The sequence below is a fragment of the Polaromonas sp. CT11-55 genome, assembly GCF_047303325.1.
Lineage (GTDB): Bacteria > Pseudomonadota > Gammaproteobacteria > Burkholderiales > Burkholderiaceae_C > Polaromonas.
In genome coordinates this window covers 143193-157375 of the sequence record NZ_JBKBEX010000004.1, presented here as the reverse complement: position 1 = coordinate 157375, position 14183 = coordinate 143193, and the positions used below count along the sequence as shown (strand labels likewise).

Genomic DNA, 14183 nt, shown 5'->3' with positions numbered 1-14183 from the left:
TATGCTCGACCGGATCAAGGCGTCTCTTTCCTCCCTAGCCCCCGCCGAACAACGCGTGGGCCGCCTTGTGCTGTCCGACCCGCGGGCTTTTGCCAACCTGCCCATCACCGAGCTGGCCGGCCGTTCGCATGTGAGCAAACCCACCGTGGTGCGCTTTTGCCGCAGCATGGGTTATGACGGCCTGTCGGACTTCAAGCTCAAGCTGGCGGGCAGCGTCAGTGAGGGCGTACCTTTCATCCACCGCAGCGTGGACGCCGACGACAAGACCGGCGACGTGATGGTCAAGGTGATAGACAACACAGTGGCGGCTTTTTTGAAGTACCGCAACGATGCGAGTTCAGTGGCCGTGGAAAGAGCTGCGGACGCGCTGCTGGCAACCTACAACACCGGCAAGCGCATCGAGTTTTTCGGCGTGGGCAACTCGGGCATCGTGGCGCAGGACGCGCAGCACAAGTTCTTTCGACTGGGCATCACCAGCATTGCCTACAGCGATGGCCACATGCAGGTCATGAGCGCCTCGTTGCTGGGCCCGGGCGACTGCGTGGTGGTAATTTCCAACTCGGGACGCACACGCGACCTGATGGACGCCTGCGACATCGCGCGCAAAAACGGCGCCACCACCATCGTCATCACCGTCACTGGTTCACCGCTGGCCGCGGCCGGCAACATCCACCTGGCGGCCGACCACCCCGAGGGCTATGACCGCTACAGCCCCATGGTGTCGCGCCTCATGCACCTGATGATTGTCGACATCCTGGCGACCTGCGTGGCGCTGCGCATAGGCAGCAAGCTGCAGCCGCTGCTCAAGGAAATGAAAAACAACCTGCGCAACAAGCGCTACGCCTGAACTCAGGCCAGCGGCAGCGAGCGCTCCACAATGCCCGCGAACAGCGCCGAACCCAGCGGCAGCACGCTGTCGTTGAAGTCGTAGCAGCTGTTGTGCAAAAAGCGGCTGCCCACGCCGCCGGTGGTGCCGCCCTTGCCGTCGGGCAACTGCTCGCCCTGGCCCAGGCGCAGGTAGGCGCCCGGCTTGACGCGCAGCATGAAGGAAAAATCCTCCGAGCCCATGCTGGGTTCAAGGTTGCTCACCACGTTTTCGGCACCGACAAGCTGGTCCGCCACGGCGGTGGCCAGCGCGTATTCCGCCGGCGAATTGATGGTGGCCGGGTAAATGCGTTCGTACTTCACCGTGGCGGTGGCGCCGAAGCCCTGGGCCACGGCCGCGCACAATTCCTTGAGGCGGCGCTCGACCTGGTCCTGCACCTCGGGTTTGAAGGTGCGCACGGTGCCCACCAGCGTGGCGTTTTCTGGCACCACGCTCATAGCGCCCAGGTCGCCGGCCCGGACGGCGCAGATGCTGATCACGGCGTTGTCCATGGCCTTGACGTTGCGCGACACAATGCTTTGCACCGCGGTAATGATGTGAGCGGCCACCAGCACTGGATCCACCGTCAGGTAAGCGTGCGCACCGTGGCCGCCCTTGCCGGTGATCTCTATGGTGATGCGGTCGGCCGCAGCCATCATGGGGCCGGGGTTGATGCCTATGGTGCCGGGCCGCATTGCGGGCCAGTTGTGCATGGCATAGATCGCCTGCACCGGAAAGCGCTCGAACAGGCCGTCCTTGATCATCGCGTCGGCCCCGCCGCGCCCCTCTTCCGCCGGCTGGAACACCAGCACGGCGTCGCCGGCGAAGTTGCGCGTTTCGGCCAGGTAGCGCGCGGCGCCCACCAGCATGGTGGTGTGGCCGTCGTGGCCGCAGCCGTGCATCAGACCGGCCTTGGAGGACTTCCATCCGAATTCGTTGTGCTCGGTCATGGGCAGCGCGTCCATATCGGCGCGCAGGCCCACCATGGGCCTTGCACCAGCCTTGGCGGGCTGCTGGCCCTTGATGACGGCCACCACACCAGTCTTGCCGATACCGGTGTGCACCTCATCGACCCCGCATAGCTTGAGCGCATGCACGACGCGGCTGGAGGTGTAGACCTCCTCGAAGCCGAGTTCGGGATGGGCATGCAGGTCGCGCCGGAAGGCTGTCAGTTCGGGGTGGTACTGCACGATCTGCGCGAAGGCACGGCCGCTGGCACGCAGCTGGGGCGGCCGGTCGGAACTGTCCGCGTCTGCAGCGGTGGATGGGAGGGAGGAGGCAGCTGGAAGGCTTGGAAGAGTGGCCGGAGCGCGCATGTCAGTGAGGTTCCGAGTTCAGCAGTTGAATACTAGTCTTGAAGGGATGGCGGTGCAAACGCGGGGCTTTGCGAAACCCGGGCCGATGCGGCGCTCACGCCGGGGACGGCTGCAGCGTTCAAGGGCCTGCTCATCAATCTGACAGGGCCATACCATGCCGAGGCTTTTTGCCGTGTGTTGTCGCTGTCCGTCATGATGGCAATGCCGACCAGCGCGCCAGGTGCTTCGCCGAACGCTTTTTCATAATCGGCGCGGATGTCGCGCTCGTAGTCGAGCCAGCGGCCCAGCCGTGCGGGCCCGGATTCAAGCACCAGCTTGCGGATGCGGTCGGTGCGGGGGTTGATCACCACGCTTTCCGGCGCGCTGTGGGTGCCCCACACATACATGAGGGTCGCATAGGGCATAGGCTCGCCCGTCAGGGCCAATGCCAGCTCCGAGAGCATGGCGTTTTTGGCGGAAAACTTGGAGCGGTCGCCCTCGAAAGCGAGCAGCACGCGAACCGGAGAGTCATCGCTGTCGCGCTGCGTCATGTCGGCGCCGGAAATCATCTTGGGCACCTTCCAGGAAAAACCCAATTTGCCCAGCTCCGAAGGCTCGACCCGCAAATGCTGCCGCAACATGCTGGCGGCGCTGTCGGACTCACCGAGGACGGCATCGCGTCCGTCCAGGCGAACCGCCCGGTAGTGGGTGGATTTTTTGCCTGGAAATGCGCAATGCTGCCATTTCACCGTCTCGGGGCTTGCAAGGGGACTTGCATTGGAATTCAAGGGCGACGCCGAAGTCCACTGGACATCCTGGCCGGTTGCGGGTGCGCTTGTTTCGACTCCCGCGCAGGCCGCCAGCAAAGACAGGCAGCTGATGACCGCAAAGGTGCGCAGCGCGCTCAAGGAGAAAGAAGGCGGCAATGCGGTCATGAAGAAAATGGCGGGCATTCGGGGCAGTTGCCAGGCTTACGGCCAGTGCACGAGGGAAAACAAAGAACCAGATAACTCAACGCGGTGGGCGCGGAAAAGTTTCAAAAAAAGCACGACTTTTTCCATAAAAAAAGCCGCCTCGGGTTTCCCCGAAGCGGCTTTTGGATTCTCATAAGAAACTGGCTTACGCCAGCTTCAAATTAGAACGTGTGGCGAATGCCAGCTGCGTACGTGGTGGTACGGGTGATGTTGCTGGTAGGAGCCAGCGTCATGGTGCTGTTAGCCACGTTGTCGTAGTTCTTCGTGCTGACGGCACCCGTGTACAGGGTGGTGCGCTTGCTCAAAGAGTACAGAGCCTGGATACCCCAGCCAGTGCTGGAACCCAGATCGTCACCCTTGGAACGTGCATAGCCAGCGCTCAGGGTCGTTGCGCCCAGAGGCACTGCAACGCTCAGGCTGTACTCTTTTTGAGCTGCCAGTTCGTGGGAAACGCCGGTACGGAAGGTCGTCAGGACGTCCTTGAACTTGGCGCGGTTGGCACCGAAGCCGACTTTGGCAACGCCGAAGTCATAAGAAACGTTCAGCAGCGTGTTGACCAGGGCTGGCTTGGTCGTGGCGGTGCGAGCAGCGCCTTCGGACTGGTAGCCGCCGGAGATCAGCAGAGGGCCGTTTGCGTACTTCAGGTTTGCGGAAACCGTGTTGCTTGCGCTGACAGCGGTCGTCTTGTCTTCGCCGAAGGCGTACATGAACGAGCCGGTGAAGCCGCCGAAGTTAGGCGAAACGTACTTGACGCTGTTGTTGAAGCGGGTGTTGAAGCCAACCCAGGTCACGTGAGCGCCGGAACCTTTGCCCGAGCTCAGGACGCCTGCGCCGGTAACGCTACCGTGCGTCAACAGTGCGACATTGCCATTCAGCGTACCGATTTGGCCAGCGGTGGTCGTGCTGAAGCCGTTGTTGGTATTGGAAGGATCGAACAGCGTAGCGCCCATCATGGCGTGGTCACCAGACACGTCGTCGTAGGAGCTGGAGTTGCGACCGATGGTCACGGTACCGAAGCCGCTGGAGATACCCACGTTGGCGCGACGGCCAAACAGCAGGCCGCCTTGGCCGGAAGAACCATCGTCAAGGTTGATACCGCTTTCGAGGTTACCGATGACAGCCATGCCGCCGCCGACGTCTTCGCTGAAGCGAATGCCCCAACGCGAACCGTTCAGGCCGCCGGAGTCAATTTTGGCCTGGCTCAGGCCGGAAACTGCGGTGCCAGCAGCGTTGAGCTGGTTGGTCTTGTAGCTACCGACGTTGGCGTCGAGCAGACCGTAAATGGTCACGGTCGACTGAGCTTGTGCTGCACCAGCCATCGCGCCGAGTGCGGCCAAAGCGATAAGGGTCTTTTTCATTGAGAGTTTCTCCAAGGTTAAACATAGGGCTCCGGCACGGGGACCATTTCAGACTTGCGTCTTCTTGGCTCCACCAGAGACCCGGGCCAACCCCCTTTCGGGAAGTTGGCTCTATTGCACCAGACTGGGCTTCAATTCGCAAAGGAATGCCCGAAAAAACCGCCAACCCGTTGTGCTCAAACCACAAACAAAGGGCTGACAGTGGAAAAGAAACAACGCCCGCGCAAACAGGGGATTCCGGCTCGCCAAAACCTGGTTTTTGGCTGGTTTCGGCCGATCCAACAAAAAAACCGCTTCTAGGAAGCGGCTTTACACGCAACCCCGCACCAGGGCGGGATTGAGATTAAGACTCAGGCCAGGCCTGGATCAGAACGTGTGGCGGATGCCAACGCCGTAGGTGGTGGTCTTGCGATCAGCCACGCCAGGGTTGGTTTCCTTGCCGGTCTGCACGCCAGCGTACAGGTTCGAACGCTTGGACAGTGCATACAGGCCTGCCACACCGTAGCCGGTGCGCTTCAGGTCAGGAGCGCCTGCCAGGCGGGTGCTCTTGGAACGGGCATAACCGCCGGACAGCGTGAAGGTGCTGGAGACAGGGAAGTCCAGGCCGATCTGGTATTCCTTGGTCTTGTCCGTTGCCAGGAGGGTCACGGGGCTGACGCCGTTCTTCACGTTGCCGTAAGCGCCGAGCAGCTTGACCACGCCGAAGTCATAGGAGCCGTTCAACTGCGTGTACTTGACGGCGGTAGCGGCAGCAGTGGCCTTTTCGCTCTGGTAAGCCAGCGAAGCACCGATGGGGCCGTTTGCGTAAGCAACGTTAAAGCTGATGATTTTGCCTGCGCCGACAGCGGTGGTCTTGTTTTCACCGAAGCTGTACATACCGGCGGCGGAGAAGCCGCTGAAATCCGGGGTCTGGTAGTAGATCGAGTTGCCGGGACGGTCGTTGTAGCTGTTGCTGGCCCACACGCTGGTGGAAGGCGCAAACAGCAGCGAGTCAAAGCCAGCAGCGCCGGAACCCTTGACCATGTCGTAAGGGGTCCACATCTTGCCGAGCTTCAGTTCGCCAAAGCCGCCGGAAACGCCAACCCATGCCTGACGGCCGAAGACCGCAGTGGAGGTCGCGCCGGTGTAGGGGTTGGTGTAGTTGTTGGCTGCACCAGTGCTGGGGTCAAAGCCGGCTTCCAGCAGGAAGTTGGCTTTCAGGCCGCCACCGAGGTCTTCAGAGCCCTTCAAGCCGAAACGGCTGGTCTGCAGACCACCGCCGCTGCCGGAGAAAGGGTGTGGGACGTTCACGCCGGACTGGCTGAGGTTGTTGTCCTTCACGGTACCGATCCATGCGTCCACCAGACCGTAGATGGTCACGGTGGACTGGGCGGATGCCACGCCGGAAACGGCCAGCACTGCCAGAGCGACTAGGCTTTTCTTCATCATTAAAAATCTCCAAAAAGGTGGGAAACACATGAACACATAAAAATTGCGAACATTTAAAGGGCTTTCTGACTACCCCAGGTCGATTTAAATCGATCTGTCACAAATCACACAAAGCCCTTGCCGCTCTATTAGCAACTTTCACGCCCGATTGTTGGTCTCTCACGACACTTCGGATCTTGCGCCTCGCAGCAGAGCTTCACCTTGGCCCAATATGCCCTTTGATGCCGCGCGAACACACCAAAATGGCGCTTTTTCCGCCATATGCATCGTTTTGGTGAAAATGCGCCGCCAGCCTGAATTCGGGTTTCCCCGGCCTCCCGTGCCAATTCAGAAAAAGATGAAGGCTGAAGGCAACGCGGCAAGAGGCCCAGCCGAACTGCCATGGTCTGCCATGGTCCATCGTGTTTCGCACGAATGTGGTTCACTTACCACGGGTTGGCCAAAATAGAGCCTCCGCCCTAAGCCGGGTTGAGCCATCCGCCGAAAGGGCCTCGAACCAGTCCCCAGCCGGAAGCGGAAGCCACTGCCACAGAGGGGATGCACGGGAAAGGATGGTCTTGCCCAGCATTTTTTCGGGCTTTGCCGGGCCGGCAAAAACCTCGGGTTTTCCCCTGTCGCGAAAGTGATACCCCCCGTAGTGGCACTCTTTACGGCTCACCCCATCGCCATTAATCTTTCCTTCACAAAGACGGCCTGCAGGGTAAGGACGGGCGTCAAAACTTTCCCGCCATTCACCGCTTTTTTATCAATTAAAACTCCTGGAGACTCCATGAAAAAACTGACTCTCGTTGCAACTGCGATCATGGGACTGCTGTCCACCTCGGCCGCCATGGCGCAAAGCACCGTGACCGTCTACGGCATTCTTGACGCAGGCTATAACCACGTTAGCGGCCTGCGCCAAGGCTCCGTGAGCACCATTGCCAGCGGCATCATGGAAGGTTCGCGCTTCGGCCTTCGCGGCTCGGAAGACATAGGCGGCGGCTACAAGGCCATCTTCACCCTCGAAAACCGCCTGGAACTGGACACCGGCTCCGTCCAGAACCGCCCGAACTCCGGCACCCAGATGCCTGACCGCGTCGCCACCTCGGTGGCCGCCAGTTTGACCGGTGTTCCCATCCCCGTCGCGACCCGGGACGCATTGATTAGCGGCGTGAACACCACGCTCGCCACCGGCGGATTCGGCGTGAACCTGGCCAACAACCTGTTTGACCGCCAGGCCTATGTCGGCCTGGTGACCCCTGTCGGCGCCTTCACGGTCGGCCGCCAGTACACGCCCGGCTACCTGGTGGCCGCGCAGTTTGACGCTTCGCAGACCCAGTCCAGCCTGGCCGCCGGCCAGGTCGCCAGCCTGCCAGCCGCATTCGACATCCGCCTGAGCAACACCCTGCAGTACGCGATCCAGACCGGCGGCGTCACCGCACTGCTGATGTACGGCGCGGGTGAAGTCGCGGGCAGCAACTCCGCGAGCAGGTTCTGGGGTGGCATGGTCACTTACAAGGGCGACGGCTTCTCGGTGGGCTATGGCCACAATGGCAAGAACAATGAGCTGGGCCAGAAATCCCTGACCAACGACCTCATCGGCGCCACGGTCGACATCGGCCCCGGCACGCTGTACGGCGAGTACGCCACCATCAAGGACGACAATCCAAGCGGCATCTCCACGATCGCCTCTTCAGTCACGACCTCCACCGGCAGCGCGACCATCGGCACGGCCTTCCAGAACGCCTACAACGCCGCCTTCCGCCAGGACGCCCGCCTGATGCACATTGGCTACCGCCTCACCACCGGCCCACACACCTGGGTCGTGGCCTTCAACCGCCTGGATGACAAGCGCACGGTGAATGCCGATACCGACTCCTACGGTTTCACCTACACCTACGCGCTGTCCAAGCGCACCAACCTGAATGCCGTGCTGACCCGCTTCAACAACAAGGGCCAGGGCCAGGTCGCCCCAGGCGGCAACGGCTTCCTCGGCGGCGTGACCTCGGCGGCCGGTGTGGGCTCCACCAACATCGCCCTGGGCATCCGCCACACGTTCTAAACCGGAACCCCGCCCGGGTTCAAACCGGGCCGGTTACGCAAAAAGCCTCCTCACGGGGGCTTTTTTCATGGGCGTTCCCATGGCCGGGACCTGGCGCTAACATGGCGCCATGACCACCGCACTCGACACCGCGCTGAATGCCGCCGACGGCGCATTGCGCACCCTTTTTGCCGCCCCCCGCGCCAGCCGCCCCTGCCCCACCGTGCCCGGTGAAAAAACCGAGCTGGCGCTGCAGGACAAGGCTTTGTCCGGTGCACTGATGCGGGTCAACCATGTGGGAGAGGTCTGCGCGCAGGCCCTGTACGCGGCGCAGGCGCTGGGCACGCGCGACCCGGCCCTGCGCGAGCACTTTCTGCAGGCCAGCCGCGAAGAGGGCGATCACCTGGCCTGGACCAAGGCCCGGCTGGACGAGTTGGGTGCCCGCCCTTCGCTGCTCAATCCCCTCTGGTATGCCGGTGCCTTCGGCCTTGGGCTGGTGGCCAGCCGGCTGGGCGACCGCCTGAGCCTGGGTTTTGTCGTCGAGACCGAACGCCAGGTCGAAGCCCACCTGGCCGGCCACCTGGAACGCCTGCCGCAAGGCGACCATGAGTCCCGCGCCATCGTGGCGCAAATGAAAGACGACGAGGCTCTGCATGCGCGCGAGGCCGAGCAGGCCGGCGCCCTGCAGCTGCCCGAGCCGGTCAAGGCGCTGATGCGCTCGGCGGCGCGCGTCATGACGACGACGGCGCACTACCTCTGAAACGGCAGCGCCTCGTCTGGGTTGCCTAAACCTCCAGCACCTCGAAGCTGGTGGTGATGTCAGCGGTTTTTGCCAGCATGATGGTGGCCGAGCAGTATTTGTCGTGGCTCATCGCCACGGCGCGCTCCACCGCGCTGGAGGACAGGCCCTTGCCCGTCACGACGAAATGCATGTGGATCTTGGTGAACACCTTGGGGTCCACGGGTGCCCTTTCGGCGCTCAGCTTGACCGAGCAGCCGCGCACGTCCTGGCGGCCGCGCTTGAGGATCAGCACCACGTCATAAGCCGTGCAGCCGCCGGTGCCCGCCAGCACGGTCTCCATGGGCCGGGGTGCCAGGTTGGCGCCGCCGTTTTCGGGCTTGTCCGCGTCGGGTGCGCCGTCCATCACCAGCGTGTGGCCGCTCCCGGTTTCGGCGAGGAAACTCATGTTGGAGCGTGACCCTGTGATTGTGCTGTTGCCCGTCCAGCTCACCGTGCATTCCATAAACTCCGCTCCTTATGCATAAAATTTATAACTGAAACCGTGAAAAATGTGGAGTTTGTGCCACAAGAGATTGTGCAGCGCAACATTGCTCCGCTATACTGAAATCATCGCACCAATACCGATGCCCCGGGCATCACAAGGTATTTTGTGCACTGGTTGTCTCCTCCACCTCCTCTAAGGGTGGATTTACAGGCCCAGACCGCAAGGTCTGGGCCTTTTTTCTTGCCGATGCGGTTGCGGGCAGCTTCTTGCGGCGCTTCTTCGCTTGTTTCTCGCCCCACTATGATGTCAGGCTGCGAGAAAAACATGCCCACCCCGACCAAACCCGCCTCATCCCGCCCCAAAACCGCCCCGTCGGCCAAACCCGGCAAGCCGCTCAGCCCCGCCGACTACCTGAAAAAAATTCTCACGGCGCGTGTCTACGATGTGGCCGTGGAATCGAATCTTGAGCCCGCCAGGAACCTGAGCCTGCGGCTGAAAAACACCGTGCTGCTCAAGCGCGAAGACCAGCAGCCGGTGTTCAGCTTCAAGCTGCGCGGCGCCTACAACAAGATGGCCCACCTGAGTCCGGCGCAGCTCAAGAAAGGTGTGATCTGCGCCTCGGCCGGCAACCATGCGCAGGGAGTGGCGCTCAGCGCGCAAAAGCTGGGCACGCGCGCGGTGATCGTCATGCCCACCACCACGCCGCAGCTCAAGGTTGACGCGGTGCGCGCCTGGGGCGGCGAGGTCGTGCTGCACGGCGACAGCTACTCGGACGCCTACGGCCACGCCGTGGTGCTCGAGAAAAAACACGGGCTGACTTTTGTCCATCCCTTCGACGATCCGGACGTCATCGCCGGCCAGGGCACGATCGCCATGGAAATCCTCATGCAGCTGCAAAGCCTGGGCTCCAGCCGCCTCGACGCCGTGTTCGTGGCCATCGGCGGCGGAGGGCTGATCTCCGGCGTGGCCAACTACATCAAGGCCGTGCGGCCCGAGATCAAGGTCATCGGCGTGCAGACCAACGACTCCGACGCCATGCTGCAGTCCGTCAACGCCCAAAAACGCGTCACCCTGAGCGATGTCGGCCTGTTCGCCGACGGCACGGCCGTCAAGCTGGTGGGCGAGGAAACCTTCCGTATCAGCCGCGAGCTGGTCGATGAATTCATCACCGTCGACACCGACGCGGTCTGCGCCGCCATCAAGGACGTGTTTGTCGACACGCGCAGCATCGTCGAGCCCTCGGGCGCAATGGCGGTGGCCGCCGTCAAGCAGTACGTGGCCAAACACAAGACCAAAGGCGAGACCTACGCGGCGATCTTGTGCGGCGCCAACATGAACTTCGACCGCCTGCGCTTTGTCGCCGAGCGCGCCGAAGTCGGCGAAGAGCGTGAAGCCCTGTTCGCCGTGACCATTCCCGAAGAGCGCGGCAGCTTCCGGCGCTTTTGCGAAGTCATAGGCGAGCTGCCCGGCGGGCCGCGCAGCGTGACCGAGTTCAACTACCGCATCAGCGACGACGCCAAGGCGCATGTCTTCGTCGGCCTGACCACCTCGGCTAAGGGCGAGAGCGGCAAGATCGCCGCCAATTTCTCGCGCCACGGCTTCAAGACCCTGGACCTCACGCACGACGATCTCGCCAAGGAGCACATACGCCACATGGTGGGCGGGCACAGCGCGCTTTCCAAGGACGAGCGCCTGCTGCGCTTCATCTTCCCCGAGCGCCCCGGCGCGCTGATGAAGTTTCTATCCAGCATGCGGCCGGGCTGGAACATCAGCCTGTTCCATTACCGCAACCAGGGCGCCGACTACGGCCGCATCCTGGTGGGCCTGCAGGTGCCCAAGGCCGACAACAAGGCCTTCAAGGAATTCCTCGATACCCTGGGCTATCCCCACGTCGAAGAAACCGCCAACCCGGTTTACCGGCTCTTCCTGCAAAGCTAGGGCACATCGTCATGAATGCGCAAGGCACACCCTCGGCAAGGCCCGCATCGGCCAACACCTCGGTGTGCCCGCGCTGCGGCGCCGGCCTGCGCTGCGGCATGGTGGCGGGCGATGCCGAATGCTGGTGCGTCAAGCTGCCCCATGTCATGCCGGTCCCCGGCGAACGCGCCCCGTCACCCGAAGCCAGCACGCCATCCTGCTACTGCCCCGCCTGCCTCAAGCTGATCACCGATGAACGCACCCGACTTTCCACCTCTGCTCCTGCCCGCGATTGAGCCCATTGCCGATGCCTCGCTCGAGGCCAGGCTGCGGCACAAGATCGACCACAAAACCAAGCCGCTGGGGGCGCTGGGCCGGCTCGAAAGCCTGGCGCTGCAGCTGGGCCTCATCCAGCGCAGCGACACCATCACGCTGCGCGAGCCGCAGATGGTGGTGTTCGCAGCCGACCATGGCATTGCCGCCGAAGGCGTTTCGGCCTACCCGCAGGCCGTCACCGTGCAGATGGTCGGGAACATGCTGGCCGGCGGCGCCGCCATCAATGTCTTTGCGCGCCAACACGGTTTTGCCTTGCGTGTGGTGGACGCCGGCGTCGCGGCCGAGCTTGCACCGCACCCGCAGCTGCTGCAACGCAAGATCGCGCACGGCACACGCAACAGCCGCCACGAACCCGCCATGACGGCCGCGCAGGCGCGCGCCACCCTGCAGGCCGGCATGGACATCGTGGGCCAGTTGCCCGGCAATGTCGTCGCCTTCGGTGAGATGGGCATTGCCAACACCTCGGCCGCCGCCCTGCTGTTCGCGCGCCTGGCAGGCGTCGGCATTGATGACGCCACGGGCCGCGGCACCGGGCTTGACGACGCCCAGCTCGCGCGCAAGCGCCAGGTGCTGGCGGATGCCCTGGCTTGCCATGCCGAGGCCACCCAGCCTCTTGCCGCGCTGGCCGCCCTGGGCGGCTTCGAGATCGCCATGATGGCCGGCGCCATGCTGCGCGCCGCGGGCGAGCGCCGCGTGGTGCTGGTCGACGGCTTTATCGCCGGCGCGGCCGCGCTGGTGGCCCGGTCCCTGGCGCCCGCCGCGCAGGACTACATGGTGTTTTGCCACCGCGGGGACGAACACGGCCACCGCCTGCTGCTGGCCCACCTGAAAGCCAGCCCGCTGCTGGACCTGGGCCTGCGCCTGGGCGAAGGGACGGGCGCGCTGCTGGCCTGGCCGCTGCTGCAGTCGGCGGCCAATTTCCTGGGCGAGATGGCCAGCTTTGAGTCCGCCGGCGTGAGCGGTAAGGAAAGCGCGTAAACCACCATGGGCGCCGTATGACCGCCATCGCCCAGTTCGTGCGCGAGTATTTGCTCGCTGTACAGTTCTTCACCCGCATCCCCATCACCGGGCGGCTGGCCGAATGGGTGGGCTACAGCCCCGAGATGCTGCGCGCCAGCGCGGGGCACTTCCCGGGCATAGGCATACTCGCCGGCGCCGTGGCCGCGGCCGTTTATGCCCTGGTGCAGGCCTTGTTGCCCGACACCACCTTCACGCCGCTGGTGGCCGCCGTGCTGTCCACCGCCGTCACCGTGCTGCTGACAGGGGGCTTTCATGAAGACGGCCTGGCCGACACGGCCGACGGCCTGGGAGGCGGCCATGACAGGGAGCACGCGCTGCAGATCATGAAGGACTCGCGCGTGGGCGCTTTCGGCGCCATGGCGCTGGTGCTGGCCGTGCTCGCCAAGGTGTCCCTGCTGGCCATACTCGGCTCGGTCGAAGGCGCACCCACCGGCTGGGAGGAAGAGCCCTTTGCCGGCTGGTACATCTGCGCCGCGCTATGGACAGGCCACGTCGTCTCGCGCGGCCTGCCGCTGCTGCTGATTTACCTGCTGCCGCATGTGGGCGACACGGCCGCCTCCAAATCCAAACCCCTGGCCGACCAGATTGCGCCGGGCGCCTTGCTGATCGGCTTTGCCTGGTGTTTTGTGGCGCTGGCCCTGGCCGCCCTGGCGCTGGACGCGCTGAACCTCATCGTCGCCTGCAGCTTTGCCCTCCTGGCCCTGCTGTGGATGGGGCGGATGTTCAAGCGCCGGCTCCAGGGCTTTACCGGCGACTGCCTGGGCGCCACCCAGCAGGTCTGCGAAATCGCTTTTTATTTCGGCCTGGCCATCAGCCTGTAAATCAGCCTATGACCATGACTGCCGCTGCTGCCACAGCACGTCCAGCACATGCTGCGTCGCGCGTTCCACCGGGCCCGCCCGGTGCGCGATGCCCAGCGACCGCCACAGCGCGGGGCGCAAGGGCAGCATTCGGATGCGAGGGTCGAGCAGCGTGGTGGACGAGGCCTCGTGCGGCAGCAGCGTGGCGCCGTAGCCGGCGGCCACCAGGCTCTTGATCGCGTCGTTGTAGTTGAGCTGGATGCGCGCCTTGGGGTGCTCCCCCGCCAGCGCGAACCACTCAGCGCTCAGCCGCGACAGGCTGGTGCCCACATCATTGAGGATCAGGGGCTGGGCCGCCAGCCACTTCGGCGTCACACGCTGGGGTGCCGCCCAGGACGACGGCACGAAGGCCATCACCGGATCCCGCCGCCAGGGCTGCACCTTCACCCCTTGCACCGTTGCCTGCGGCAGCGCCACCAGGCCCACGTCGAGCGATCCATTCGCCAGGCGCGCCATGGTGTCCTGCGAAGTGAGCACGGCAACCTGCACGTCGATGCCGGGATGGTTCCGGCCCAGCACCTCCAGGGCCTGCGGCAGCAGGTGGGCAATCGCGCCCGTGGAGGCGCCCAGCCGCACCCGGCCCGCCAGCCCCTGCACCTGCCGCTGCACGACATCCATGGCCTCGTCCGCATCGGCCAGCAGGCGCCGCGCCCGCTCGATCAGGGCCTCGCCCACGCCCGAGGGGCGCACTTCACCGCGCTTGCGCACCAGCAGGGGCGCGCCGCACAGCGCTTCCAGGTCGGCGATGTGCAGGCTCACCGTGGGCGCCGCCAGGTGCAGCACGCGCGCCGCTTCGGCGAACGAGCCCAGTTCTGCGATGGTGACCAGCGTGCGCAGCCGGTCCAGGTTGAGTTCGCGCATGACGTTCAGTAAATCTGATGTTG

At 63.9% G+C, this 14183-nt stretch carries 14 protein-coding genes; 8 read left to right on the top strand and 6 right to left on the bottom strand.

The features are described 5' to 3' along the window. Position 1: 1 nt before the first annotated feature. Positions 2 to 847, top strand: a complete 846-nt coding sequence (locus ACEN8I_RS06030; protein ID WP_413327381.1) for a MurR/RpiR family transcriptional regulator — start codon at positions 2 to 4, stop codon at positions 845 to 847. Positions 848 to 849: 2 nt separating this feature from the next. Here ACEN8I_RS06030 and ACEN8I_RS06025 read toward each other — a convergent pair whose 3' ends face one another. Together ACEN8I_RS06025 and ACEN8I_RS06020 are read right to left on the bottom strand one after the other, a co-directional pair. Then, positions 850 to 2181: a M20 aminoacylase family protein gene (locus tag ACEN8I_RS06025; RefSeq protein WP_413327379.1), complete on the bottom strand. Its 1332-nt coding sequence runs from the start codon at positions 2179 to 2181 to the stop codon at positions 850 to 852. A 32-nt stretch (positions 2182 to 2213) separates the two neighbouring features. Further along, positions 2214 to 2909 carry a DUF3047 domain-containing protein gene (locus ACEN8I_RS06020; protein ID WP_413327377.1) on the bottom strand — a complete coding sequence of 232 codons (696 nt, stop codon included), beginning with the start codon at positions 2907 to 2909 and terminating at the stop codon, positions 2214 to 2216. A 28-nt stretch (positions 2910 to 2937) separates the two neighbouring features. Between ACEN8I_RS06020 and ACEN8I_RS06015 the strand changes: the two genes are divergently transcribed. Then, positions 2938 to 3270, top strand: a complete 333-nt coding sequence (locus ACEN8I_RS06015; protein WP_413327375.1) for a hypothetical protein — start codon at positions 2938 to 2940, stop codon at positions 3268 to 3270. Between the two features lie 25 nt (positions 3271 to 3295). Here ACEN8I_RS06015 and ACEN8I_RS06010 read toward each other — a convergent pair whose 3' ends face one another. Both ACEN8I_RS06010 and ACEN8I_RS06005 read right to left on the bottom strand, forming a co-directional pair. Continuing rightward, positions 3296 to 4492: a porin gene (locus ACEN8I_RS06010; RefSeq protein WP_413327373.1), complete on the bottom strand. Its 1197-nt coding sequence runs from the start codon at positions 4490 to 4492 to the stop codon at positions 3296 to 3298. Between the two features lie 366 nt (positions 4493 to 4858). Next, entirely contained in the window at positions 4859 to 5920 is a 1062-nt protein-coding gene (locus ACEN8I_RS06005) for a porin (RefSeq protein ID WP_413327371.1), read from the bottom strand. A 769-nt stretch (positions 5921 to 6689) separates the two neighbouring features. Here ACEN8I_RS06005 and ACEN8I_RS06000 point away from each other — a divergent pair. Then, positions 6690 to 7961, top strand: coding sequence for a porin (locus tag ACEN8I_RS06000; protein WP_413327369.1), 1272 nt, complete (start codon positions 6690 to 6692; stop codon positions 7959 to 7961). A gap of 109 nt (positions 7962 to 8070) precedes the next feature. After that, positions 8071 to 8700: a 2-polyprenyl-3-methyl-6-methoxy-1,4-benzoquinone monooxygenase gene (coq7, locus tag ACEN8I_RS05995; protein WP_413327367.1), complete on the top strand. Its 630-nt coding sequence runs from the start codon at positions 8071 to 8073 to the stop codon at positions 8698 to 8700. Between the two features lie 25 nt (positions 8701 to 8725). On the opposite strand, the gene ACEN8I_RS05990 is transcribed toward coq7, so the two are convergent. Continuing rightward, positions 8726 to 9184 (bottom strand): OsmC family protein, encoded by a 459-nt coding sequence (locus ACEN8I_RS05990; protein ID WP_413327365.1) that lies wholly within the window; start codon positions 9182 to 9184, stop codon positions 8726 to 8728. A gap of 306 nt (positions 9185 to 9490) precedes the next feature. On the opposite strand from ACEN8I_RS05990, the gene ilvA reads away from it, so the two are divergent. From ilvA to ACEN8I_RS05970, 4 genes are read left to right on the top strand one after another with little or no spacing between them, the layout of a single operon-like run. Beyond that, entirely contained in the window at positions 9491 to 11104 is a 1614-nt protein-coding gene (gene ilvA, locus ACEN8I_RS05985; protein ID WP_413327363.1) for a threonine ammonia-lyase, biosynthetic, read from the top strand. An 11-nt stretch (positions 11105 to 11115) separates the two neighbouring features. Next, positions 11116 to 11379 (top strand): cysteine-rich CWC family protein, encoded by a 264-nt coding sequence (locus ACEN8I_RS05980; protein WP_413327361.1) that lies wholly within the window; start codon positions 11116 to 11118, stop codon positions 11377 to 11379. After that, complete coding sequence (gene cobT, locus ACEN8I_RS05975; protein WP_413327359.1) at positions 11336 to 12397, top strand: nicotinate-nucleotide--dimethylbenzimidazole phosphoribosyltransferase; 1062 nt, start codon at positions 11336 to 11338, stop codon at positions 12395 to 12397. The genes ACEN8I_RS05980 and cobT overlap by 44 nt, the downstream gene beginning before the upstream one ends. A 17-nt stretch (positions 12398 to 12414) precedes the next feature. Next, complete coding sequence (locus ACEN8I_RS05970; protein WP_413327357.1) at positions 12415 to 13260, top strand: adenosylcobinamide-GDP ribazoletransferase; 846 nt, start codon at positions 12415 to 12417, stop codon at positions 13258 to 13260. 6 nt (positions 13261 to 13266) lie between these two features. On the opposite strand, the gene ACEN8I_RS05965 is transcribed toward ACEN8I_RS05970, so the two are convergent. Further along, positions 13267 to 14160 (bottom strand): LysR family transcriptional regulator, encoded by an 894-nt coding sequence (locus tag ACEN8I_RS05965; RefSeq protein WP_413327355.1) that lies wholly within the window; start codon positions 14158 to 14160, stop codon positions 13267 to 13269. Positions 14161 to 14183 lie beyond the last annotated feature (23 nt).